Source organism: Alicyclobacillus fructus (assembly GCF_017329605.1).
GTDB lineage: Bacteria > Bacillota > Bacilli > Alicyclobacillales > Alicyclobacillaceae > Alicyclobacillus > Alicyclobacillus fructus.
In genome coordinates this window covers 1-24,636 of sequence record NZ_JAFMTY010000004.1, presented here as the reverse complement: position 1 = coordinate 24,636, position 24,636 = coordinate 1, and the positions used below count along the sequence as shown (strand labels likewise).

Genomic DNA, 24,636 nt, shown 5'->3' with positions numbered 1-24,636 from the left:
CGATCTGGATGAGGATTCGACAGACTCGAGGGTTGCGTCGCAAAATAGAGACAGAAACCAGAGAGAAGGAGTGAGTCAAGGTGGGCGCCAATCTGTTCCAATCCAAACAGACCCTCACCGTTGGCGGGAAGTCCTATACCTACTACCGCCTCGACGCTCTTCAGGAGCAGGGCGTGGCCGACATCTCCCGCCTCCCCATTTCCATCAAAATTCTGCTCGAATCGGTGCTCCGCCAGTACGACGGCCGTGTGATCACCGAAGAGCACGTGCGAGAGCTCGCGAATTGGAATGCCGCCAACCCGGCGAAATCCGAGGTCCCCTTTAAGCCGGCGCGCATCCTGTTGCAGGATTTTACCGGCGTTCCCGTCGTCGTGGATTTGGCCGCGATGCGCACGGCCATGCACAAGTTGGGCGGCAATCCAAAGCGGATCAATCCGCTGATTCCGGTCGATCTCGTCATTGACCACTCCGTTCAGGTGGACGCGTTCGGATCGAAAGAAGCGCTCGAATTCAACATCGCCAAGGAGTTTGAGCGCAACGAAGAGCGCTATCGCTTCCTCCGCTGGGCACAGACCGCGTTCGACAACTTCCGCGCGGTGCCGCCGGGCATGGGCATCGTGCATCAGGTCAACCTGGAATATCTCGCCCGCGTGGTACAGGAGCGCACCGTCGACGGCGAACAGGTCATCTTCCCGGACAGCCTGGTCGGCACCGACTCGCACACCACGATGATCAACGGCGTCGGCGTGCTGGGCTGGGGCGTCGGCGGCATTGAGGCCGAGGCGTGCATGCTCGGTCAGCCGCTGTACTTCGTGCAGCCCGAAGTGATCGGATTCAAGCTGACGGGCAAGCTGCCCGAGGGCGCTACCGCGACCGATCTCGCCCTGACCGTCGTGAACATGTTGCGCAAGAAAGGCGTGGTCGGCAAGTTCGTCGAGTTCTACGGCGCCGGCCTCTCGAACATTAGCGTCGCGGACCGCGCGACCATCGCGAATATGGCGCCCGAGTACGGCGCGACGATGGGCTTCTTCCCCATTGACCAGGCGACGCTCGACTATCTCCGCCTCACGGGTCGCGACGAGTCGCTCATTCAGCTCGTCGAGGCTTACGCCAAGGCGCAGGGCATGTTCCGCACGGACGACATGCCGGATCCCGTCTTCACCGACACGCTGGAGCTGGATCTCGGCTCGGTTCAGCCGACGATGGCTGGTCCGAAGCGGCCGCAGGATAAGATCTTCCTCTCCGACATGAAGAAGAACTTTGAAGCGGCCCTCGAGAAGCCCGTCTCCGAAGGCGGCTTTGGCCTCGCGGACCAGCGCGACAAGAAGGCCGTCGTCAAATACGCCGACGGTCAGGAAGCGGAGCTCCATCATGGCGCGGTCGTGATCGCCGCCATTACGAGCTGCACCAACACGTCCAACCCGTCCGTGATGATTGGCGCTGGGCTTCTGGCGAAAAAGGCCGTGGAGAAAGGGCTCAAAACGCCGCGCTACGTGAAGACGTCGCTCGCGCCCGGATCCCGCGTCGTGACCGATTATCTGGAGCGCGCAGGGCTGCTTGAGCCGCTGTCCAAGCTCGGCTTTGACGTCGTCGGCTACGGCTGCACCACGTGTATCGGAAACAGCGGTCCGCTGCCGGAAGAGGTGGCCAAGGCGATTCAGGAGAACGACCTCCTGGTGTCCGCCGTGCTGTCCGGCAACCGCAACTTTGAAGGCCGCATCCACTCGCTCGTGCGCGCCAACTACCTCGCGTCGCCTCCGCTCGTCGTCGCGTACGCGATTGCTGGCACGGTCGACATCGATCTCGTCAACGAGCCGATTGGCAAGGACGCGAATGGCAACGATGTCTATCTGAAGGACATCTGGCCGTCGAACGAGGAGATTCAGGCTGTCATTCGACAGATCATCAATCCGGAGATGTTCAAGAAGGAATACGAGAGCGTGTTCAACCGGAACGAGCGGTGGAACAAGCTCGACGTGCCGAAAGGCGAACTGTACGAGTGGGATCCAAACTCCACGTACATCCAGGAGCCGCCGTTCTTCGAGGGCCTGTCGGAGAACGTGCCGGACATCGAGGAGATTCGCGGCGCCCGCGTGCTGGCGTACTTGGGCGACTCCGTGACGACCGACCACATCTCGCCCGCCGGCAGCATTGCCCCGTCGAGCCCTGCGGGCCAGTACCTGCAGCAGAAGGGCGTCAAGCCGCATGAGTTCAACTCGTACGGTTCCCGCCGCGGCAACCACGAGGTCATGATGCGCGGCACGTTTGCCAACATCCGCATTCGCAACAAGGTGGCTCCGGGTACCGAGGGCGGTTATACGACCTACTTCCCGACCGGAGAGGTCATGCCGATTTATGACGCGGCGATGAAGTACAAGGCGGACGGCACGCCGCTCGTGGTCATCGCCGGCAAGGAGTATGGAACAGGGTCCTCCCGCGACTGGGCGGCGAAGGGCACCTATCTGCTCGGCGTCAAGGCGGTCATCGCGGAGAGCTTCGAGCGCATCCACCGCAGCAACCTCGTCGGCATGGGCGTGCTTCCGCTCGAGTTCATCGACGGTCAGAACGCCGAGACGCTCGGCTTGACGGGCCGCGAGACGTACACCATCAAGGGGCTGTCGAACGACCTGAAGCCGCGCCAGACCGTCACGGTCGAAGTCACGCGCGAGGACGGATCGTCGTTCACGTTCCAGGCGCTCGTTCGCCTCGACAGCGACATCGAGGTGGACTACTACCGGAACGGCGGCATCCTGCAGACGGTGCTCCGCAACTTCATGCGCGAGCAGCACGCGTAATCCCAACAAACAAGGGGCTCCCAAATGGGGCCCCTTGTTTGTTGGGCAACAACCGGCAGCCAGGTGTGTCCGCACGGCCTGGTTCGACGGTGAACGCACACACCGCACGGGCGATGCCAGCCGACTCAACCCACCGAATCTGGGTGTTACACTCCCTCACGCGAAGTTCGATGCGCGTCTCCCATGCGCGCCCATCCTCCGCGTCATAGGAGAACGCGCAAACGTTTCCGGACACCGACAAGCGGGGTGAGCGAACCGGCGACTCGACCTGAAACCCCCGAACCTCGAACATGTCCGCGAAGTCAGCGGCCACCTCGTACACCATCTCGAGGCGAACGGCGCGATCGCCAAAGTTGCGCACGATACCGCTTTCTTGAAAGCAACGCCCATCCACGCGCTGGCCGGAAACGTTTTCAATTCCGTGCGCGCTCAGACCCTCTCCGTCTCCGTACCAAAACAGGTCGTCTTCCTTGATGACCCATCCGTTCATGATGCCTCTCCCCCAGTTGGAATCGCTCAGGCCGTCTCGCGCACGACGAGTTGCGGCGGCAAAAGCGTGCCCGACGGCATCTCGCCCTTCTGCAGCATGTTGACGAGCATCCGGGCCGCCTCGCATCCCATCTCGTACCGCGGCTGCGCGACCGTGGTCAGCGCAGGCGTGACAAAGCGGGCGAGATCGATGTCGTCAAACCCGACAAGGGCGAGATCGTCCGGAATGCGGAGACCTGCCGCCTTGCAGTGTTGAATGCCGCCGATGGCCATCAGGTCGCTCGCGAAGAAGACGCCATCCACATCCGGTGCTCGAGCGAGAAGCTCCGCCAGCGCCCGCTGTCCTCCCTCGAGCGTAAAATCGCCATAGACCACCAGGCGCTCGTCGAACTCCCCCACGTACTGGCGCACGGCTTCCTCAAATCCTCTCAGCCGCTCGCGGCTGACCGCCGCGTGCGCGGCGCCGTTCACGAACCCGATGCGCCTGCACCCGCGCGACACAAGATGTCTCACCGCGTAGCGCGCGCCGTTGACATTGTCGGTCATCACGTAGCCGCAGTGGCGGCTCAAAAGCGGCAGATCGATCACGACGCTCGGCAGCGTGGATTCGACGACCTCCTCCACGTACGGGTCGTCCAGTCGAATGCCCATGACGATCACGCCGTCCAATCCCCGCGCCCGGCAGAAGTCCACATAGCCGATGAGTTGCTGCCGAGCGGTATCCGTGCTGACCAGCGTGACATCGTAGCCATATTCCGCGAGCGTATCGTGCACGCCGACCAAGACGTCGTAGAGAAAATGATGGCCGCCTTTGCGAAAGTCGGACACCAAAAGCCCGATGTTCTGACTCTTCCGGAGCACAAGGCTTCGCGCCACGTGGCTCGGCCGATAGTTCAGTTGCTTGGCGACCTCAATCACACGCTGGCGCGTCTCTTCCCCGACGTCCGCGGCGCCGTTCAGCGCTCTCGACACCGTGGTGACCGAAACACCTGCCGCACGCGCGACATCGCGGATGGTGACTCTCATCGCAGTAAACCCCTTTCGCGAGCCTCCCGCGTATCCGAAACGTTTTCGGCCGCACAAACCTATCACTCGCGAGTCAGCAACAATATACCCGAAAACGTTTTGGAAACGCAAGAGGGAAGGTCGATGCTCAAGGCTTCCGCACGAGGCACTACGGCGAGAGGCGCTTCCACGCAAAACGCAAACCTCTCGCCGCAAGGCTGCAAACGGAAGAATTTGAACGCAGATGGACAGGCAAGTCACAGGCTGGCGCGCAAGATGTTCAACACGTCCTCCTTGCCGAGTTTGCGGAAATGGCCGATCTCGCCGAACCGCACCGCCTGCGACGCCATGCGCTCGAGCTGATCGTCGCCGATGCCGTAATCCGCCAGGCGCTGGGGTGCGCCAATCTCGCGATAGAACTCGCGCACCTTCTCGATGGCGATGTCGGCCAACTCCTCGTCCGACTTGCCCGTGCCATCGACCAGGAACACATTCTTGGCCAGCGACGCAAACCGGCTCGGGTCGGTGCTCTTCACGTAGTCCATCCAATGCGGGAACAGAATGGCCAAGCCGCCTCCGTGTGGGATGTCGTAGATGGCGCTCACCTCGTGCTCCATGGCATGGCAAGCCCAATCGCCCACGATGCCCATCGAGATCATGCCGTTCAGCGCCATCGTGCTGCAGTACATGATGGTTTCGCGCGCGTCGTAGTCCGTCGGGTTGTCGACGACGCGCTTCGCGTATTCCACGATGGTCCGCATCACGCCCTCGATGAGGTGACGCTGCAGCGGCGCATGGCGCGTGGAATGGAAGTAGTGTTCAAAGCAGTGCGCGAGCATGTCGCAGATCCCGTACACCGTCTGGTCGCGCGGCACCGTGAACGTGTTCTCGGGATCGCAGAAGGAAAACACCGGGTACGTATAAGGTGAGCTGGCGCCGAGCTTTTCCTTCGTCTCCCAATTGGTGATCACGCCGCCCGCGTTCATCTCCGATCCGGTGGCTGCGAGGGTGAGGATCGTGCCGAGGGGAAGCGCGCCTGTCGCCTGCGCCTTGCGCTGGTAGATATCCCAGACGTCTCCGTCGAATTTCACGCCCATGGCGATGGCCTTGCCGCAGTCGAGGACCGATCCGCCTCCCACCGCGAGAATCAGGTCGATGTCGTTCTGACGGCAGATCTCGATGCCCTTGTACACCGTCGTCAGGCGCGGATTTGGCTCGACGCCGCCGAGCTCAAAGACAGTGACGCCCGCGTCCTTCAGAATTCGCATGACCTTGTCGTAGAGTCCAAACCGCTTGATGCTGCCTCCACCGTACAACAGAAGCACGCGTCGTCCGATTTTCAGGACCTCGCTCGCCAGGTGTTTCTCGATCTGCCCCTTGCCGTAGTAGAGCGTCGTCGGATTGTGAAAGCGAAAAGGTTCCATGCCGATCCCTCGCATCGCATACAAATTTTCAGTAGCTCATTCATTGTAACAACTTCGACGCCGATTTCCAAAGGCCCTCCGTTCTGGCCACCTCTCGCCCCGCATACACATGGGTTGTCCGCGACGGGAGGTGAAATCGTGACGTCCCCGGGACTTCTGACCGCCATCGCGAGCGCAGCCGCCTATGCTCTGTCGTATGTGTGCCTCAGAAAAGGACAGGCCGACGCTTCTCCTCCCGACAGCGGCCTCCTCCCTGTGCTGACGACCAGCCTCATCGTGCTCGTGGTCCTCGCCCCGCTGGGACTCGTGTCCCAGCGCGGACACCTCGAACTCGCCCTGCGCGGCCGCGCCCTTGCCTTCTCCTGCCTGTCGGGTATCATCGGCACCTTTTTTGGTCGACGCCTGCTCTACCTGGCCGTCCATCGCCTGGGAGCGGTGCGCGGCGCCGTCCTCAAAGGGCTGAGCCCCATCATCACCGTCCTCTTGGCCTATGCGCTCTTGGGCGATCGCGTCTCGTGGCGCGTCACCGCGAGCCTCGCGGGCGTGCTTGGCGCCATCGCCCTCCTGGCACTCGAGAACCGCAGAGGTTCCATGCGGGATCGCGCCGTGTTCTCTTCCGGAGCTTTCATCGGCATCTCGGCAGCATGCCTGCAGGGCGTGGGACACGTGTTCCGCCGGATGGCCTTGTCCACGGGCGCCGAACCGATAGGCGCCGCGCTGGTCGACGTCGCGGTCGCCACGCTCGCCTGCGTCACCAACTTCGCCCTCGAGGGCAGGCTCACGGCGATTTTGTGCCACTACCGCAGGCACCTCTCGCCCTGGCTCGTCGCGGCGGGCGCAGCGAGCGCGGGCGGCGTTATGCTGTTCTTTATCAGCGCAAAGTTCATCCCCGTGGGCACCGTGGCGACGCTTGCCGCCTCGGAACCCGTGTTTGTCGCGCTCCTGTCCTGGATGTTCTTCCCCCAATTGGAGCGACCGAGCCTCTACAGCGCCTCCGCCGCCTGTCTGGTCGGCCTCGCCACGATGCTCCTCTCGCACGCGCCATAGTTGCTGATCGCCGCCCCGTCCCGTACACTTCAGGACAGGAATGGGGCGGTTTTGACATGGCAGATGTTCTGGTGATTGGTGGAGGGCCCGCAGGGCTCATGGCGGCTATCGCGGCCCGCGAAGCCGGCGCCCAAGTCATGCTCCTCGAAAAAGGCCATCGGCTTGGGCGCAAGTTGGCCATCTCTGGGGGTGGCCGCTGTAACGTGACCAACGCCAAGCCGCTTCCCGAGCTGATGCAAAACGTCCTGGGCAATCCCAAGTTCCTCTATTCGTCGTTCCATCGCTTCTCCAACGAAGACATCATTCGGTTCTTCGAAGGCTTGGGGGTCAGGCTCAAGGAAGAAGATCGCGGCCGCATGTTTCCCGTCTCCGACGACGCCCGCACCGTGGTTCGCGCCGTGGTGCAATTCATGGAGCAACTCGGCGTGCACGTCCGCTTGAACACGCCGGTGTCGGAAATCCTGGCGCGGCACGGTCGATTTGTCGGCGTCAGAACGGAACGCGGCGAGGCGATCCCGGGTGCCGCGTGCATCATCGCGACGGGCGGGGCGAGCGTGCCTCAGACCGGTTCCACAGGCGACGGCTATCGGTTCGCCGCGTCGGTGGGCCATACCCTCGTACCCCCTTACCCCACCGCCGTGCCGCTGACGTCCGATCACCCGTGGATCCGCGAGCGGCGATTGCAGGGGTTGTCGCTCTACGACATTGAACTTTCGCTGTGGCGCGGCGACAAACGGCTCACCGTCGAGCCGGGCGATCTCGTCTTCACCCACTTCGGCCTGAGCGGCCCTGCGGCGCTGCGCGCGAGCCACTACGTGTCCGTATCTCTGCGGGAAAAGCCCGCTGCCAAGTTGACCGCGACCATCGACGTGAGGCCAGACACGAGCGTGGAGGCATGGACGTCCCTTTTCAACGACGCAAAGAGGCGCCATCCGCGGAGACAACTACGCACGGAGCTCGAATCGCATGTGCCGGATCGCCTAGCTGCCTTCGTTCTGCACGAGGCAGCCGTGGAAGGGGACGTACAGCTGGCTCAAGCGCCGCAAAGCGCACTTTTGGCCGTGGCGCAAGCCCTGAAGCACCTGCGCCTCCCGGTGACCGGGACACTTCCCCTCGAGAAAGCCACCGTCACGGGCGGCGGAGTGAATGTGAGGGAGATCGACCCGAAGACCATGCAATCCAAGCTCTGTGCCGGCCTGTTCTTCGCCGGCGAGGTGATGGACGTTCACGCCCATACCGGCGGTTACAACATCACCATCGCGTTTTCCACCGGGCACACGGCGGGAACCGAGGCGGCGCGATACGCCCTGATGCAAGGCGCTCTGGCGCCTTAGCCCACACGGATTGCAGGGCACAGGCCCAGCCTGTGCCCTGCCTCGTCGCTCCGAGCTTCAGGAATCAGAGTTGTTCGTCGCGCACCGAGGCGCCGTATTCTCCGTCGAGCGCCCGGGCATAACGTCCGTAGGACGGATTGCCATGGCGAGAGGCACTGCCGACTTTTTCGCCGCGGCGCATCGCGCGGCTCGCTTCGACGCTCATCACCGGGCCGGACGCTTCGTCGCCCCGGCCAATCGACTTTCGCCGCGATGTCATGCCACCTTCGCCTCCTTGCCGCTCGGAGCTAACAGGAGTGTGCGCCTCGCGCGGCCGTGCATGCGTGCAAATTCAGGAAGGGGACATGTCCAAGATGCGCATCATTCTAGCATCGGGATCGCCAAGAAGGAAGGAACTGCTGAGCATGCTCGGCGTGCCGTTTTCCGTCATGCCGAGCGAAGCGGACGAGACCATCCCGCCCGGCGCTCGGCCGCAGGACGCCGTATGCGAACTGGCGCGGCGCAAGGCCGAAGCCGTGTGGACGCGACTGGACGGCCATGCGAGGGGCGAGAGCATCGTCGTGGCGGCCGACACGGTTGTGGTCATTGACGGCGACATTCTCGGCAAGCCGCGCGACGCCGATGACGCCCTCGCCATGCTGAGACGCCTCCGCGGCCGTACCCATCGGGTCTACACAGGCGTTTGCGTGCGGACGGCTTCGGCGGAACAGACTGCGTTTGCCGAAACCGAAGTGCGCATGCGCCCTCGCGACGACGCGTGGCTCAGGCGATACGTGGAGACAGGCGAACCGATGGACAAGGCCGGCGCGTATGCCATCCAGGGCTTCGGAAGCCTGCTCGTGGAATCCATCGCGGGCGACTACTACAACGTCGTCGGCCTGCCGCTCGGACTTCTCGACGAGTTGTTCGGCCGGATCGGACAAGCGCTGACCGCCCTGGGCGCGCTCGATTGATTCCGGTCACGCAGGCGTGAGCGCGTTCCGATCGAGCGTCGCAAGCGATCGGTGACCTGCGAGGGCCATGGTCAGATCGAAGTCGGCGAGCAGATGCCGCAGGGTCGTCACCACGCCTTGTTCCCCCTCGACCGCGAGACCGTAGGCGTATACTCGCCCCACCAGCACGGCGCTCGCACCGAGCGCGAGCGCCTTCACCACATCCGATCCGCGCCGAATCCCGCCGTCCATCAGCACCGGCCGATCTCGGCCGACGCGCTCCCGGATAGCCGCGAGCGCATCCAGCGACGCCACCGCGCCATCCACCTGCCTCCCGCCGTGGTTGGACACGACAATCCCGTCTGCTCCCCGGCGGAACGCCTCCTCGGCGTCGTCGGGGTGGAGGATGCCCTTGAGAACCAGCGGGAGGCGCGTCGTCTTCCGGAGCCAGTCGAAGTCGGCCCACGTGAGCGCCGGGTTGCCAAAGATCTGCGTCCAGAGGAGAATGGCGCTCGCGGGATCGTCCTCCGGGGATCGGCGCAGCATGGCGCGAAATGCGGGATCCGACAGATAATTGCCCAGTCCTTCGCCGAGCAGAAACGGCAGGTACGCGCGCTCGAGATCCCGCTCGCGCCATGCCATCATCGGTGTGTCGAGCGTCACGACGATGGCCTTGCACCCCGCGGCCTCGGCCCGGCGCACAAAGCTCTCCGCAATCTCGCGCCGGCGCGACCAGTACAGCTGAAACCAGAGCGTCGCGCCAGGGGCCGCCTGCGCAATCGCCTCCAGCGGATGTGTGGCGGCTGAACTCACCACGTAAGGCAGCCCTAACTTCGCGGCGCCTCGCGCCGCCGCCAGTTCCCCGTCGGCGTCCAGAATGGACTGCACGCCGATGGGCGCAAGCAGCACGGGATACGGAAGGCGGGCGCCGAAGAGATCGACGGAGAAGTCGCGCTCGGACACGTCTTGAAATACCCGAGGGACGATCCGCCACCTCGCGAACGCCTCTTCGTTCGCCCGCATCGTCTCGCCCCGCCCGGATCCCCCGGCGAGGTACCAGAACGCCTCCGGCGAGAGCACCTCCTTAGCCCGTTTCACCCAGTCCTCAAAGGAAATGGTCAACGGCTCGCCGCGATACTGGCCCGTGAGGCGCATTTGGTAAATCTGAAACTGAGCCTCATTGCCCACGTTCATGCGCTCACTCCTCAGGTCGCGGCAGCCTGCCGCTTCTTGCGCTCCTCTTCCTGCAATACGCGCCACAGGATCTTGCCACTCCCAGACATCGGAAGGCTGTCGACAAACTCGATCTCCCTCGGACACTTGTACGCGGCCATCTGCTCATGCGCCCAGGAGATGATGTCCTCCGCGCTGACGGCGTCCTTGTGATCCTGCTTCAGGATGATGAACGCCTTGACGGTCTCGCCGCGGCGCGGATCTGGAACGCCCACGACGCACGCCTGCTCCACGGCCGGGTGCTTGTAGAGGATGGACTCCACCTCCGTCGGCCAGACCTTGAAGCCGGACGCGTTGATCATCCGCTTGATGCGATCGACGATGAAGAAGTACCCTTCTTCGTCATAGCGGCCGAGATCGCCCGTGCGGAAGAAGCGCTTTCCGTCGATCTCGACGAACGCCTTCTCGTTTTCCTCCGGGCGATTCCAATAGCCGAGAAACACTTGCGGCCCGGAGACGACGATCTCGCCCTCCTCGCCAGGCCCGAGCTCCGCGAGCGTCTCGGGATCGACGATGCGGGCATCCACATCGAAGAGCGGCACGCCAGCACACTGCAGCTTGGCGCGATCCGGCGGATTGGTGTGCGTCTGCGCGATGGTCTCGGACAGGCCGTAGCCCTCGACGTAATCCAGGCCCGTGAGTGCCTTGAGCCGCTCGCCCACCGCCTTCGGCAGGGCGGCGCCTCCACCGCCCACCACCATGAGCGAAGACAGGTCGTACGACTCGATGCGCGGGTTGGCCAGGAAGTCGACGACCATGGTGGCGATGTTGGTCCAGTGCGTCACACGAAGCTTCTGAATCAGTTCCGCGGCCGTCTCCCGATCCCAGCGGGTCAGAATGGCAAACGTGTTGCCGCAGTAGATGGGCGCGTTCATGCTGTGCTCCATTCCCGTGACGTGGAAGAAGGGGAGCGTGGACAGGCCCACCCCGTCCGGCGTCACGCCGTTCCAAACCACCGCGCAGACGATGTTCGCCTGAACCGTCGCATGGGTGTGCATGCATCCCTTGGGCACGCCCGTCGTTCCCGAGGTGTACGGGATGACGGCGAGATCGTCCGCCGTGGCTTCACTGGGCCGCGGCGCGTGTCCGGATGTAAGCGCTTGCGACCATGGGACGAAAGATGGATGGTCTAGGGATTGCGGTGGCGCCATCACCACGTCCGGCACGCGGTGGGCGGGCTCCGGCGGCAGCGCGTCGCGATAGGTGGCGACGATGACCTTGTCGACGACGCCGGACTCCGCGAGCGGCTTGATGCGGTCCACCAGTTCCTGCCCGACGATCGCGACGCGAGCGCCGGAGTCCTCGAAGTAGAACGGGAGCTCGCTCGCCACAAGCATGGGGTTCAAGGGGACGACGACGGCGTCCGCGCGGAGAATCGCGTAATACGCCACGACGAATTGCGGCGAATTCTGCATGTAGAGCGCGACGCGATCGCCCCGCTTGACGGAGAGCGCGTGCTGGAGATAGCCCGCGAGCGCCTCCACATCGGCGTGCAGTTCGCGATAGGTAATCTCGCGGCCGTAGTAGTACACGGCCGTCTTGTGAGGATAGCGGCGCGCGGACACCGCGAGGTTATCGTGAATGGGCGTGCGGGGCACCGTGAGCGTCTTCGGCACCCGCTTCGGCCAATAGGGAAAGTGACGCGTGAACATCCAACCCCTCCTTCGAGTTTGAACCGTCCATCAGTCTTCCATGACGCGTTCGATGGCCTCCACCACGCGCGTCACGCTCGGCAGCCACGCGTCCTCCAGGGCGGGCGGCGGATACGGCGTGTCAAGCCCCGTCACCCGCTCGATGGGTGCGCGCAGGTGATAAAACGCAAGCTCCATGATGGTCGCGGCGATCTCGGCCCCTAGGCCGGCACACCGAACGGCTTCGTGCACGATGACGGCCCGACCGGTCTTCTCGACCGAGGCCTGAATCGCAGATCGGTCCAGCGGCGCAAGCGTGCGCAGATCGAGCACTTCGCAATCGATGCCTCGGGCTGAAACCTGATCCGCGGCAGATTCCGCCACCGTCACCGTGGGCCCCCAGGCGATGAGGGTGACGTCTGATCCTTCGCGGCGGACGGCCGCGCGGCCAAGCGGAACGTCGTACGCGTCGCTTGGCACCTCTTCACGAAAGGCGCGGTAGAGCCGGATGGGCTCGAGAAAGATGACGGGATCCTGGGCGTGAATGGCGGCGAGGAGCAGCCCCTTGGCGTCGTACGGGCGGCTTGGCGTCGCCACGACGAGCCCCGGCGTATGCGCAAAGAGGGCCTCGAGGCTGTCGGAATGAAGTTCAGGCGTGCGCACCCCTCCGCCGTAGGGCGCGCGAATCACGGCAGGCGCGGTGAATCTTCCCTGCGTGCGGAAGCGAATGCGCGCGAGTTGCGCCGCGATCTGATCCATCGCCTCATACGCGAAACCGAGAAACTGGATTTCCGCGACAGGTTTCATGCCCGCCATTGCGAGACCCACGGCGGTGCCCACGATGGCCTTCTCCGCGAGCGGGGTGTCCGCGACCCGCGCTTCGCCGAACTCGGCCTGCAACCCGTCCGTCGCGCGGAACACGCCTCCGTTGCGGCCGACGTCCTCCCCAAAGACGACCACGCGCGGATCCTCGCGGAGAGCGATGGCAAGCGCATCCCGGATGGCCTCAATCATCGTCATCTTCGGCACGTCAAGTGGCCCCCTTTCGGCGCGCGCCAAGTTGAGACGCGAGCGATTCCGGCGTTTCGGCGTACACATGGAGGACAGCTTCTTCAAGCGGTTTGTTCGGGCAGGATTCCATCTCCTCGACGGCCCGGCGCACGCGCGCTTCGGCTTCGGCCTCGCAGGCGGCCTGGCGCGCGTCATCCCACAGGCCCTGCCGCGTGAGCCACGCTCTCAACCTCACGAGCGGATCCCGCCTATGGGCCCACGCCTCCACGTCCGCCGCGTCCCGGTATCTCGTCGGATCGTCCGCTGTGGTATGCGGTCCCAGCCGGTACGTGACCGCCTCGATGAGTGTCGGCCCGTCGCCTCGGCGTGCGCGATCGACCGCATACCGCATCGCCTGGTAGACGGCAAACACGTCGTTTCCGTCGACGCGCAGCCCCTCCATGCCGTACGCGATGGCCTTCTGCGCGATGGTCGGAGAGGCGGTCTGCCGCTTGACGGGCACGCTGATGGCGTACTGGTTGTTTTGGCAGAAGAACACGACCGGAAGCTGCATGACGGAGGCGAAATTCATCCCCTCGTGAAAGTCGCCTTCCGATGTCGCGCCGTCGCCGAAGTACGCCACCGAGACGCGGTCCGTGCCCTGCAGCTTACACGCCCACCCGGCACCCACCGCGTGCAGGACCTGCGCGGCGATGGCGATCTGCGCCGGTGCCATGTTTAACCCTTCCGGCATGTGCCCCGCATTCGGATGTCCCCTGCTCTTGAGCAGGGCATGCCACGGCTCGAGGCCGTGATACATCATGCCGGCAAGCTCCCGGTAGCTTGGAAAGATCCAGTCGTCGGGTCGGAGCGCGGCGAAGCTGCCGATCTGCGCCGCCTCCTGTCCGCGAAACGGCGCATAGGTGCCAAGCCTTCCCTGCCGCTGCAACAGTTGCGCGCGTTCGTCAAACTTGCGGCAGAAGACCATGAAGGGGTACCACTGCAGGGCGAGATCGGCCGCGTTTTCGGGCAACTCGCCGACCCGTTCCCCCGCCTCGTTCAGCACCTGATCCGGCGCTGTCTCCTCCGTGAATCGGTAGACGTGCACGTCCTCCACCTCGTTTTCGCCGCTTGCCGCACTCACCGCGGTCGCGCCACAATGCCGTTGTGCGTCTTGATCCAGCCGTGGCGCAAAATGTTGAATCCGTTTTCATAGAGGTACAAGCCCATCTGATCGACCGTCATCAGCTCGCGATACGTGTAGTTCATGGCCTCCGCCATGACGTGGTAGAAGAGCTTCGTGCGCCACCCGAGCCGGGGCGTCGTCAGGATGGCATACCCGCCGGGCCGCAGGAACTTCCGGTGCCACTCGATGCACTCGGGTTTGTATTCGTCCGGAAAGTGCTCCAGCAGTCCGACGCTCAGCACGATGTCAAACTCGCGCCCAAAGGGAAGCTTGCGGATGTCCTCGACCAGATACGTCAACCGCATCTCGCCCCGGTACCAGGCCCGCGCCGATCCGGTGGCCGGATCGTACCCCAAAAAAGGGTAGTCCTCGGGAAAATCGCCAAATCGGTGATCCCGGCAGAAGGCATCGTAATCCACCATGACCGCCTCTCCACCTGGGTACATGGCGTACAACTGCATCGCTTCGTACCCCTCCGCGGCGCCCAGGAACAGGATGCGCGGCCGCTCGACGTCCAGCCCTCGGAACAGCGCGCGCTTGCCCCTGGGATCCCAGATGGTGTCGGTCACGCGGTGGGCGAGGTTCCAGAGCGTCACCTGCTGCAGCTCCTGGAAGACGCTCGCGATCTCGTCTAGCCGCAACGAGGCCACACTCCTTGCCATCCGGCGCAGGGCCTGCCGCTGCGCCTCGGGTGCGTCCTTCACAAACCAGCTGTGAAACGACCGGTTGAACATCTCCCAGCTCGTCTTCACGGGCATGGTGTCGCCGTTTTGCTCTTCCCACAAGCGCTTGCCCGACGCGTAATTTTCAACGCGTAACGGTTTGCCGACCTCCTTCCACGTCACCACGGACCAGTCGCGAATGGGCTTTTCCACGATGAAGCGATCCAGTTCCTCCATCCGCGGAGCGCGGAGATCGTAGCGAAAATGCGGGCCAAGCTTTGTCTCCCCGATGCGCACGGGATGAGGCGTCATCTCGCGGCGTTCATCCTTCGCCGAGACGTTGGACGGCGATCCCGACGGCGCCTCCATGCTCACCACCCCCTCATTTCAGAGTTGAAACAGAATTTCGAACGCTTACGTCCCTTGATCTTCGACACACCGCCTACGAAATCCTATGCGCCCTCCGCGCGTTTCCGCACGAAGACCTCGTGGGCACGAAGGGCCGATCCCGCCGTTCCTTCGCGGGATCGGCCCTTTTCGCTCAACGCCTCCGAGAGAGGACCTGCTCCGCGGCGTGATCGAGCGCTTGACTCAGATCGTCGATCAGGTCGCCGATGTGTTCGATGCCCACGGAGAGCCGCAACAGCCTGTCCGTAACGCCCACCTTTTCCCGAATGGCTTCCGGGATATCGGCGTGCGTCTGGCGCGTGGGATAGGTGATGAGCGTCTCCACGCCCCCCAGGCTCTCGGCGAACGTCACCAGCTTGAGGTGTTCGAGGATAAAAGGCACCATGCGCGCGTCGAGCACCTCGAACGAGACCATGCCGCCGAAGCCGGACGCCTGTTTCGCGCAGATGGACTTGCCCGGATGCGTGTCCAGGCCCGGGTAATACACCTTGACGATGTCGTCGCGCGCGTCGAGCCAAGCCGCGATGGCGCTCGCGTTCATCGCGCATCGCTCCATGCGGATGGCGAGCGTCTTCATGCCGCGCATGAGGAGCCATGCGTCCTGCGGCCCGAGCACCGCGCCAATGGAATTCTGAATGAAGTACAACCGCTCGGCCACGTCCTCCGACTTCGCCACAACCAAGCCGGCGAGCACATCGTTGTGCCCCCCAAGGAACTTCGTGGCGGAGTGAACCACGATGTCGGCGCCCAACTCGATGGGCCGCTGAAAGTACGGCGTCATGAACGTGTTATCCACGATGGTCAGCCATCCGTGCCGCCTCGCGAACAGGCTCGCCGCGGCGATATCGGTGATCTGCATCGTGGGATTGGTCGGGGTCTCGATGAACATCGCGCGCGTGGCGTCCCGCGCGGCCGCCTCCACCTCATCGAGATGGCCCGTGTGCACATAGGTCGCCTCAATCCCGAGTGGGCGAAAGATGTGCTCGAGCACCCGGTACGTGCCGCCGTAGAGGTCCGCGGAGACGATGACGTGATCGCCCGGAGACAGAAGCGAGAACACGGCGTGGACCGCGGCCATGCCGGAGGAAAACGCGAATCCGCGCACGCCCCCTTCGAGCTCCGCGATGGCGTCCTCGAGGATCTTTCGCGTCGGATTGAGCGTTCGCGTGTAATCAAACCCGGTGCTTTGGCCAAGCGCCGGATGGGCATAGGTCGTCGAATGGTAGATGGGAGCAGACACGGCTCCCGTCTGGGGATCCTGGCGATTCCCAATCTGAGCCAGTTTCGATTCAATTTTCAACGTGGGTCGGCTCCCTTCCTCCGCTCAGATGACAGGCGATAGAGAAAATGTACAGAGGCGTGGGCCGAGCGTCAAGGCGCAAAGCGCCGGCGTCATGGGACCAGTCCGGATGCGCGAAGCTCGTCGCGCAGCGCGGGCAGGCGCCGGCTCTCTGCGGCGAGCGCGGTCCGCGCCTCCTCCCACACGGCCGCGCGACCGGAAGCCACAAGACCCGCGTGAAGCGCCACGAGCCACTTGACGGCTCGGCGGTACGGGCCGCGGCTTCGAAGGCGAATGGCGGCGAGCGCGACGTGGAGGATGTGTTCGGTAACCCGGCGCGCGTCCTCCTGGGCGAAGCGGGCGATCACGGCGTCCATTCCGGGACTCGGTTCCCACATCTCCGCGCCCTCGAGCCCCAGTTCCAGGATGCGCCACGCTTCAGAGATCAGGCCGTGATCGAGCAACAACCTGCACGCTGGGGGGAGCCGCCGCGCTTTCATAAGCTGACCGGCACACCGAATCAACTCCGTGGCGCGGGCGGCTTCCGGCACCAGAGTCAGCCAGCGGTCGCGCCTGTCGTCGTTCGGATCGCAGAGAAACGCTTCGCGCAGACAGGACGCGGCGCGCTCGACCTTGCCCTGGCGGCGAAACGCGTGCGCGAGCCTGTCCCACCGCTCGGCCGTCGGCCAGTGGCTCGTCAGGCGCTCAAGGCTGGATTCCGCGACGTCCCAGGCTTGCGCGGAAATCGCGGCTTCCGCCAACGCTTCCTCCGCCTCCGGAGCAACTTCGGGCGACAAACGCGCGAGCGCGTCCGCCGCGGCGAGATCGCCCAACGCGAGCGCAGAGGCCATCATGTGCCGCCAATTGTCCTGGATCCAAGACGCCATCGTGAAGGGCACCCATGGGACGTGCGGCACGCAACCCTCGAGATGCGCCGGGCGAGGGAAGTCATCGAAGGCCGCCACGGTGTTCGCGGCGGCGACCAGGTGAGGCGAATCGACGAAGCCGCCCTGAAGCGAGGCGAGCGCGACAAGCGCGTCTTCGGCGCAAGCCGCCTCCGACAGGCGGGCGAGCGACCACGTGCGCCAGTGCTCAATGGCGGTCTCGCCGGTACCCGCCAACCGTTTCACTGCCCGCGCGAGCTGCGGGTGCAAAGAGAAAAGCAGCGCACGATGTTCCAACTCGTAGTCATCCGGAACGTCGACGCCCCAGTCCGCCACGAGACTTCGAAACCCGTATACGGCGTACGGGGCAAGGCATGGGGGTGAAGCGTCCGCGAGCACATCCGCGAACAGCTCCACCACCCTCCGCGCGCTGTCCCAGCCCGCGGGGCTGTACGTCACCGTGGCAGGCAAAGGCATATCGCCCTCGACGCGGACGGCGGTCTCCCCCTGAGCGATCCGGTCTGCAGCCAACAGAACGAGGCGCGCCTCCCGATCCAGGTCCGCAAGCGTGATGGACTCCGTCCAGCGAACCGGAGCGTCGTGGACGAAGGCCAGGGTCCGGATGAGCGTCGCGACATCCGACCGCCACGACACGGCGCGTTGCACATGCGCCGGAAGATCATGTTCCACGCCGCTTGCCAGCTCGACCTCAAGGTCGAAAGGTGCTTCGCGCCACAGGCCAGACAAGCGCACTTCCCGCGCGGCATGCAGCGCGGCCGCGACCATGTGCTTGCAAGGGGCGCCGTAAGGGCACGAACAGCGGCTCTTTGCGAGATCCTCGAGATGCAAATCCACCTGGTAGGCGGCCTCGCCGCGCACAACGGCGTGGATCACGCTGCCTTGGAGCGACCACGACGCCACGCGGCCCTCTTCTGCATATTCCACGCCCCGATGAAAGACGAATTCCGGGAGCAGGTCCTCCCATCCGCTGGATGACGTCAGTTCCCGGAGCGCTTTTCGCCACGCTGCCGCAGCGGGCATCGTTCGCAACCTCCCTCCAAATCGACGAACACGTGTGATTTGGGCGAAGGCCCGTTATACCCGGCGTAAACGCCTTGCGTAAAGATAGGACGCCACCAGGACGACGAAAAGCCAAATGAATACGGGAGCCAAAACGCCAATCATCATCACGTGAGGAAGGGAAGGCAAAAGCCACGCCAGCAAAATGATGAAGATGCCTGCGAGTATCCCCAATTGCCCACTCATGCGGTGCGTCCAATTCCACACACGCTCGTCCACGAGCGTCCATGGCGTCCGAACACCGATCCACCCATTCGGGCGCAGGCGCGGCAGCACATTGGCGACGAGAATGAACATCAGGCCGTAAGCGGTGGCTGCCCATCGGAGGGTTGCGAGATGCAACCCATGAGCGAGAACCGTCGCATAGATGAGAGACATACAGACGACGACCACGCCGCCGATGTACCGATACGTCTCCCAAAACGATGCATCGCGCCTCCGATTTCGTCTCCACCACCAAAACACGTACCAGAGAAGGATGATTCCCAACATGAGGGTGGGCTCATAGAGGACCGCCCACAGACGGGGAACGAAGAACCGGGGCCTCCCGTGCAGAAAACTGCGCGCCAGCCCCTCTGGTCGGGCTGACCGCAGTCGGTGTTCAGCGATCGTAGAGGCCCCTGCCCTCCAGGATCATCGGCACGCATTTCTCAATGCGCGCCGACCGGGTCTTCGACTGTTTCGGCGCGGAAAAGTAAAGGAGATACGCCCGCCTCCGCCCGGGCGTGAGCGCCTCGAACGCCCGCTTCAGCTCGGGCATCTCGCTGAACTTTTGAACCAGTTCTTCCGGCAAAGGCGCTTGAACCGGCTGAGCCTCGGCATTTCTCTCGCCCGACATCTCCACCTCGATGGCCTGCTGAACATACTCGCGAATGACCGCCTCGCGCGAGACCACTTCGTCCACAGTCCGAAACCGCATTTGACGACCCGCCCGGGTGTGTTCCCCAGGCTTCTCCAGCCACCCGTATCGATCGTCGATCCATCCGCCCTTGAGAAAGTTGAGCGCACAGTACTCCTTGAAGGCGCTCAGGATGACGATGTTTCGCCCTTCGTGCGTGTAGCAAGGCTGAGACCACTTCAAGTCCTCCTGCAGGCCACAGTTCTGCAGGATGACCCGCAGCGCCTTCAGGACCTCCTGCCAACGGTGAACCTTGCAGTCCGGCGTCCCGCCAAATCGGCAGCGCATGCAGCCTTGTTGAAGATACAGGTCCACCTTGGGATTCATCTTCACGTCGTGCGCCTCCCCAGATGGATTGGGACAACTCGCCCCGTGGGCCCGTTCCATCGCCCTTGTCCTCCTCAGCCTACCGCATGGGAGGCGGATCGCCAAGTGCAGGCGTCTCGCGGGTCCCAGGCGCCCACCGCACCCTTCCCCGCCATCGCCGCTCTCAAGGAGGAAATTTCGCAACCCTCGTGAAATATCCATGTTCAGACGGCCTTCGTCCCATTCGCATCCACTCGAGAAGGAGCGTGAGCGTGTTGATCTCCATCCCGCAGCCTCATCCTGAGGAACTGTTTCACACGCCGTCCATTTTGGGCTTCTGCGTCGCGAAAGACGAATCCCGGATCGCAGTGGCCACAAACTTTTCCGGCCGCTATGACGCCTGGGGCATCGATCTCGACTGCGCGTTCCCCTATCGACTGACAAACGAAGGCCAAGTGCCGCACGCGATGCACTTCGACCCGCAGAACCGTTACTTCTTGGTGGCGTTCGATCGCGACGGCGACGAGAACGCCCAGCTCTACCTCGCGCCGTCTCGGGGCGGACCCAAACAGCCCCTTAGGACCCACGCGGGCCGGCGCTTCATGTTCAGCACCGTCTCGAAGGATGGCAACCGGATCTACTACTCGTCCGACAAGGACGAGCCGCAGTTTCTGTGCGGCTACGTGTTCGACCTCGAGACGGGTGAAGAGCGCGTGCTCTACCGGGGCGAAGGGGGCCCCACGGTGCTCGCCGCCGTCAGCGACGACGAATCATCCTGGGTGACCTACACGGCCTTCGCCAACACGTACCAGATCGCGCACCTCCACCGCGACGGCGCGCGAACAAGCCTCACGCCCGATCCGTCCACGCCGCATGTCGTCGCGTCGGCCTCCTTTGTGGGAGACGACGTCGTCTTCGCGACCGACTACCTGGCAGACGAACTCTATGTCGCCTCGTTCCATCCGAAGACGGGATCGTTTGAACGGGTGTGGGCGCCCGAGAACGGCAGCGTCGCGCACCTGGCTGTGCACCGAGACAGCGAGACGGCGTACGCCGTCGTCATGCGCGGCGTGATCGATGAATTGTACCGCGTCGACTTGAGGACGGGCCGAGCCGAAAAGCTGGATGCGCCCTGCGACGTGATCGGCCAGCTTGAGGTCGGAGACAGCGGCCGCGTCTACCTGCTGGGCGCGAGCGACGTCCATCCGGGAAACGTATGGCTTCGCGATCTCGACGGCACGTGGCGCGCGCTCACGAACGTGCGGCCGATGGGATTCTCACCCGAAGACTTTGTCCGGGCGGAAGTGGTTCATCTTCCATCCTTCGACGGTCTGGAACTTGAGGCGCTCCCGTTCCGGGCGAAACCCGAGGTGGCGAACGGCTACACCATCGTCTGGCCGCACGGGGGACCCCAGGCGGCCGAGCGCAAGGGGTTTCGCAAGCTGTTCCAGTATTGGTTGCTCCACGGCTATCATGTCTTCGCCCCGAACTTCCGGGGCAGCACCGGATATGGCAGCCGGTTCGAGAAAATGGTGGAGCGCGACTGGGGCGAGGGGCCGCGCAAGGACATGATCGCGAGCATCGAGTGGCTCCTCTCGCAGGGGTTGGCGGAGCGCGGGAAACTGTTTCTCGTCGGCGGCAGCTACGGAGGCTATATGACGCTGCTCTTGCACGGCCGGCACGCCGAATACTTCCGCGCCTGCGTCGATATCTTCGGCCCAAGCAACCTGCTCACGTTTGCGAAGTCCGTCCCGGACTTCTGGAAGCCCATCATGAAGCGCTGGCTCGGCGACCCGGACGATCCCGCCGACCGCGAGCGGCTCATCCAGGACTCGCCCATCACCTATCTGGACGGCATGACGAAGCCCATGCTCGTCATTCAGGGGGCAAACGATCCGCGCGTCGTGAAGGCCGAGTCGGACCAAATTGTCCAGGCGCTGCGCGACAAGGGCCGGGACGTGGAGTACATCGTGTTCGATGACGAGGGACATGGTTTTATGAAGCTGGAAAATGAGATTGAGGCGTATCGGCGGACGGTGGAGTTCCTCGATCGGCACCGCCAGGATGAGAAGCCGTGAGGCTCGGAACCCTCGCGCTTCTCGCGCTCGGGCTCATCTCCATCTCGTTCTCGGCCATCTTCATCGCTTGGTCGAGCGCGCCCGCGGGCGTGATCGGCATGTACAGGTTGTGGCTGGCAGCCCTCCTGCTCTCGCCGTGGGTGTGGCGGGAGCGGCCCCGCCTGTCCTCCATCCGGCGGATGGGCGGCTTTTTGGCGGCGAGCGGCGTGCTGCTCGGCCTGCACTTTCTCTTCTGGATTGAATCGCTGAAGTTGACGAGCGTCGCGTCGTCACTCATCATCCTGGCGCTCGAGCCGGTGTTTGTGTGGCTGGGCGAGCGCGTTTGGCGGCGCGTCCCGGCTTCTCCGGGCGATCTCGCCAACATGGCGGCCGCCATCTTCGGGGCCGCCATCGCCGCCCTCGCGAGCGCGGGACAGGTGCGCACGGGCGCCTTGGGCGACCTCATGTCGTTTTTGGGCACACTCGCCGTGTCCGGCTACGTGCTGGTGGGTGCGCGCGCACGCGCCGAGGTTCCGGCTTGGACCTACAACCTCTGTGCCTTCGTCATCGGCGGCGCCGTACTCGCCGCCGCCAACGTCCTTTTGGGCGTGCCGCTCACAGGGTACAGCCTGCGCGACTGGCTCCTGTTTCTCGCCCTCGCCGTCGTCTCGACCATCCTCGGGCACGGCATCTTCAACGCCCTTCTCCACCGCGTCCCGCCCACGGCCATTGCCATGACGGTCGTGGGCGAGCCCGTGGTCGGATCGCTTCTCGCCGCCTTGCTTTTGCACCAGTCCATCACGCCGCTCGAGGCGCTGGGCGGCGCGGTGTGCCTCGTGGGCGTCGGCTTTTACCTCTGGCGATCAACGCGCAAGGGCGACGATGAAACAAATCCATCCGGCCAGAAAGCACAGGCCCCCGATGGGCGTGATGGCCCCGAGCACCTTGATGCCGGAGATGCTTAGCGCGTAGAGGCTGCCCGAGAAGAGCAAAATCCCAACGACAAACAGCCAGCCCGCCGCTGACAGCAGCCGGGAATCCGGCTGCAGCCGAAGCAAAATCCCTACGGCGATGAGCGCGAGCGCATGATACATCTGATACTGGTCGCCCGTGTGGTAGACGGACATCATCTCGGGCGAGAGTTTGTCCCCAAGCACATGGGCGCCGAACGCGCCGAGTGCCACGGCGAGGAAGGCGAACACGCCGCCCCAAACCGCAAATGCCATACCGTCTCCTCCTCACATGTTCGGCGGACGCCGATGCCGCGTCGCCTGTTCGTAGTCGTACGCCAACTGGCACAGCGTCACGTCGCTGTAGGCGGTCCCCGTCAGCGTCAATCCCACCGGCTTGCCTTGCTCGGTGTATCCCGCCGGCACCGTGATGGACGGATAGCCGGCCTTGGCCGCGATGGAGCAGCCGAAGTGGTTGAGAAACGCGATGGCGTCGAGCCGGTGTTCCCGGAGGGCGCGGTCGATCCCCTCCTCCCGCGATCGGCGCACGTCCCGAAGCCTGGCGCGTATGTACGATCCGTCCGCCAGTCGCAGGTGGCTCTGCTTGTGCGCCCGCTCGAAGATGGCCTGCCCGTAGCGCAGGGCGCGATCGGCATGCTGTGCGTTGAACGCCATCACGTCCGCGAGCGAGTGAACGGGAAGCCAGGGCTCCACATTGGCCAAATACGCGTTCAGCGCCACCGGAAACTCGGCGAGGAGCACCTCGTAGTCCATCTCGTCCTTCGGGAGGTGGCACTCCACGACGTCAGCGCCCAACGCTCGAAGTTCGGACAGCGCGCGGTCAAACACGCGGCGCTCGTCCTCATCCGCGCCTTCGAGATACCCGTGCGGCACACCGATGCGCGCGCCACGAAGCGCACCGCGCTCGAGGTTCGTCCAATCTTGCGGCGACGGCCAACGCACGCCTTGCGTGGCCACATCCCGCGGATCCGGCCCTGCGATGATGGACATCAAAAGCGCCGCATCCGCGACGGTACGCGTCATCGGCCCGGCCGTGTCCTGACTCATGGCGATGGGGATGATCCCCCGGCGGCTGACCATCCCCAGCGTCGGCTTGAGTCCCACAAGGCTGTTGGCGCTCGCCGGACTTAAAATGGAGCCACTCGTCTCCGTGCCGATGGCCGCAGGGGCAAAGCCCGCCGCAACCCCAGCGCCTGAGCCCGAGCTCGAGCCGCCGACGTCAAACCTGCCGGGCCCGTACGGATTCAACGTCTGCCCGCCGCGGGAGGAATACCCGTTTGGCATATGATCGCTCACGAAGTTCGCCCATTCGGTCAGATTGGCCTTGCCGATGAGGATGGCGCCCGCCGATCGCAACCTGCGCACGACTTCGGCATCCTCCTTGGCGCGGTGACCCTCGAGCGCGAGCGATCCCGCTGTCGTCTGCATGACATCCGCCGTGTCCAAGTTATCCTTGACGAGGATCGGCACGCCGTGCAGGGGCCCGCGGAAAAACCCGCTTCTTCGTTCGCGGTCACGCGCCTCTGCCTCCAGGAGCGCCTCGGGATTCAGCTCGATCACGGCGCGAATCCCCATGCCATCGACGTTGTGCTCGGCAACGCGCTCGAGGTGCAGCGTCACCGCCTCCTGCGACGAGAACTCCCCTCGCCTAATGCCCTCGGCCCATTCCGAAAGCGAACGCGTCATCGTCTCCATGCGTCCATCCCCCATTTCCACGCGCCGCGCGGTCTCAGGGCTATTGTGCCACAGCACCTGTCCGCTTGTCTCGAAAGCAGGCGCGCCGGGGGGATGCCCTCCGTGCAGAGGAAAAAGGCCCGAATGGGATCTGTTCGACGGCCCGTGGACCTTTCTCGCGGGCGGGCTCGTCGATTTGGCCGCGATCGCCATTCCGGGTTGCCCTTCCGCGCGCTCTTTGCGCGAATGACCGTAAACGTCAACCGAACTACACCTTGACTCATGTGTCAGGCGTGGGGCTGAGCATCCGCCCGGCTCCGCATGGGTGCTCAAGGACTCGTCCTTCCATAC

Annotated in this window: 21 protein-coding genes; 6 read left to right on the top strand and 15 right to left on the bottom strand. The window is 64.2% G+C overall.

The genetic code is table 11. From position 1 onward, the window contains the following. Positions 1–80 precede the first annotated feature (80 nt). On the top strand, positions 81–2,795 hold the full coding sequence (acnA, locus tag J3481_RS02705; protein ID WP_206831368.1) for an aconitate hydratase AcnA: 2,715 nt from the start codon (positions 81–83) through the stop codon (positions 2,793–2,795). On the opposite strand, the gene J3481_RS02700 is transcribed toward acnA, so the two are convergent. The 3 genes from J3481_RS02700 to J3481_RS02690 form a co-directional block, all read right to left on the bottom strand. Next, positions 2,773–3,285 carry a glycogen debranching N-terminal domain-containing protein gene (locus J3481_RS02700; protein WP_236011050.1) on the bottom strand — a complete coding sequence of 171 codons (513 nt, stop codon included), beginning with the start codon at positions 3,283–3,285 and terminating at the stop codon, positions 2,773–2,775. The two genes, acnA and J3481_RS02700, sit on opposite strands and share 23 nt — an antisense overlap. A 26-nt stretch (positions 3,286–3,311) precedes the next feature. Next, positions 3,312–4,310 carry a LacI family DNA-binding transcriptional regulator gene (locus J3481_RS02695; RefSeq protein WP_206831367.1) on the bottom strand — a complete coding sequence of 333 codons (999 nt, stop codon included), beginning with the start codon at positions 4,308–4,310 and terminating at the stop codon, positions 3,312–3,314. Between the two features lie 236 nt (positions 4,311–4,546). Then, complete coding sequence (locus J3481_RS02690; RefSeq protein WP_206831366.1) at positions 4,547–5,713, bottom strand: iron-containing alcohol dehydrogenase; 1,167 nt, start codon at positions 5,711–5,713, stop codon at positions 4,547–4,549. Between the two features lie 138 nt (positions 5,714–5,851). Here J3481_RS02690 and J3481_RS02685 point away from each other — a divergent pair, with 138 nt between their 5' ends. Then, complete coding sequence (locus J3481_RS02685) at positions 5,852–6,760, top strand: DMT family transporter (protein ID WP_206831365.1); 909 nt, start codon at positions 5,852–5,854, stop codon at positions 6,758–6,760. A 56-nt stretch (positions 6,761–6,816) separates the two neighbouring features. Continuing rightward, on the top strand, positions 6,817–8,094 hold the full coding sequence (locus J3481_RS02680; RefSeq protein ID WP_206831364.1) for a BaiN/RdsA family NAD(P)/FAD-dependent oxidoreductase: 1,278 nt from the start codon (positions 6,817–6,819) through the stop codon (positions 8,092–8,094). 64 nt (positions 8,095–8,158) lie between these two features. Here the strand turns inward: J3481_RS02680 and J3481_RS02675 are convergent, their stop codons facing one another. After that, on the bottom strand, positions 8,159–8,353 hold the full coding sequence (locus J3481_RS02675; protein WP_206831363.1) for a hypothetical protein: 195 nt from the start codon (positions 8,351–8,353) through the stop codon (positions 8,159–8,161). A 94-nt stretch (positions 8,354–8,447) separates the two neighbouring features. On the opposite strand from J3481_RS02675, the gene J3481_RS02670 reads away from it, so the two are divergent. Next, positions 8,448–9,047 (top strand): Maf family protein, encoded by a 600-nt coding sequence (locus J3481_RS02670; protein ID WP_206831448.1) that lies wholly within the window; start codon positions 8,448–8,450, stop codon positions 9,045–9,047. A 6-nt stretch (positions 9,048–9,053) separates the two neighbouring features. On the opposite strand, the gene J3481_RS02665 is transcribed toward J3481_RS02670, so the two are convergent. The 9 genes from J3481_RS02665 to J3481_RS02625 all read right to left on the bottom strand — a co-directional run bounded on the left by J3481_RS02665 (position 9,054) and on the right by J3481_RS02625 (position 19,664). After that, a complete protein-coding gene (locus J3481_RS02665; RefSeq protein WP_206831362.1) occupies positions 9,054–10,220 on the bottom strand; it encodes an alpha-hydroxy-acid oxidizing protein in 1,167 nt (388 codons plus the stop codon). 11 nt (positions 10,221–10,231) lie between these two features. Next, positions 10,232–11,911, bottom strand: coding sequence for a long-chain fatty acid--CoA ligase (locus J3481_RS02660; protein WP_206831361.1), 1,680 nt, complete (start codon positions 11,909–11,911; stop codon positions 10,232–10,234). Between the two features lie 30 nt (positions 11,912–11,941). Further along, positions 11,942–12,919 (bottom strand): alpha-ketoacid dehydrogenase subunit beta, encoded by a 978-nt coding sequence (locus tag J3481_RS02655; RefSeq protein WP_206831360.1) that lies wholly within the window; start codon positions 12,917–12,919, stop codon positions 11,942–11,944. Position 12,920: 1 nt separating this feature from the next. After that, on the bottom strand, positions 12,921–13,988 hold the full coding sequence (gene pdhA / locus J3481_RS02650; protein WP_206831359.1) for a pyruvate dehydrogenase (acetyl-transferring) E1 component subunit alpha: 1,068 nt from the start codon (positions 13,986–13,988) through the stop codon (positions 12,921–12,923). Between the two features lie 32 nt (positions 13,989–14,020). Then, the gene (locus J3481_RS02645; protein ID WP_407929312.1) at positions 14,021–15,097 is read right to left on the bottom strand and encodes a class I SAM-dependent methyltransferase; all 1,077 of its coding nucleotides are present in this window, start codon (positions 15,095–15,097) and stop codon (positions 14,021–14,023) included. A 172-nt stretch (positions 15,098–15,269) separates the two neighbouring features. After that, positions 15,270–16,436 (bottom strand): trans-sulfuration enzyme family protein, encoded by a 1,167-nt coding sequence (locus tag J3481_RS02640; protein ID WP_206831358.1) that lies wholly within the window; start codon positions 16,434–16,436, stop codon positions 15,270–15,272. 92 nt (positions 16,437–16,528) lie between these two features. After that, positions 16,529–18,340 carry an SWIM zinc finger family protein gene (locus J3481_RS02635; protein WP_206831357.1) on the bottom strand — a complete coding sequence of 604 codons (1,812 nt, stop codon included), beginning with the start codon at positions 18,338–18,340 and terminating at the stop codon, positions 16,529–16,531. A gap of 54 nt (positions 18,341–18,394) precedes the next feature. Continuing rightward, entirely contained in the window at positions 18,395–18,871 is a 477-nt protein-coding gene (locus J3481_RS02630; RefSeq protein ID WP_206831356.1) for an SdpI family protein, read from the bottom strand. A gap of 109 nt (positions 18,872–18,980) precedes the next feature. Next, complete coding sequence (locus J3481_RS02625) at positions 18,981–19,664, bottom strand: YdeI/OmpD-associated family protein (RefSeq protein ID WP_206831354.1); 684 nt, start codon at positions 19,662–19,664, stop codon at positions 18,981–18,983. A gap of 194 nt (positions 19,665–19,858) precedes the next feature. Here J3481_RS02625 and J3481_RS02620 point away from each other — a divergent pair, with 194 nt between their 5' ends. Together J3481_RS02620 and J3481_RS14915 are read left to right on the top strand one after the other, a co-directional pair. Next, positions 19,859–21,661, top strand: coding sequence for a S9 family peptidase (locus J3481_RS02620; protein ID WP_206831446.1), 1,803 nt, complete (start codon positions 19,859–19,861; stop codon positions 21,659–21,661). After that, positions 21,658–22,605 carry a DMT family transporter gene (locus J3481_RS14915; RefSeq protein ID WP_206831353.1) on the top strand — a complete coding sequence of 316 codons (948 nt, stop codon included), beginning with the start codon at positions 21,658–21,660 and terminating at the stop codon, positions 22,603–22,605. Before J3481_RS02620 ends, J3481_RS14915 begins: the two co-directional genes overlap by 4 nt. Here J3481_RS14915 and J3481_RS02610 read toward each other — a convergent pair. Both J3481_RS02610 and J3481_RS02605 read right to left on the bottom strand, forming a co-directional pair. Then, a complete protein-coding gene (locus J3481_RS02610; RefSeq protein ID WP_206831352.1) occupies positions 22,504–22,866 on the bottom strand; it encodes a DUF423 domain-containing protein in 363 nt (120 codons plus the stop codon). The two genes, J3481_RS14915 and J3481_RS02610, sit on opposite strands and share 102 nt — an antisense overlap. A 12-nt stretch (positions 22,867–22,878) precedes the next feature. Continuing rightward, complete coding sequence (locus tag J3481_RS02605) at positions 22,879–24,306, bottom strand: amidase family protein (RefSeq protein ID WP_206831351.1); 1,428 nt, start codon at positions 24,304–24,306, stop codon at positions 22,879–22,881. Positions 24,307–24,636: the final 330 nt, after the last annotated feature.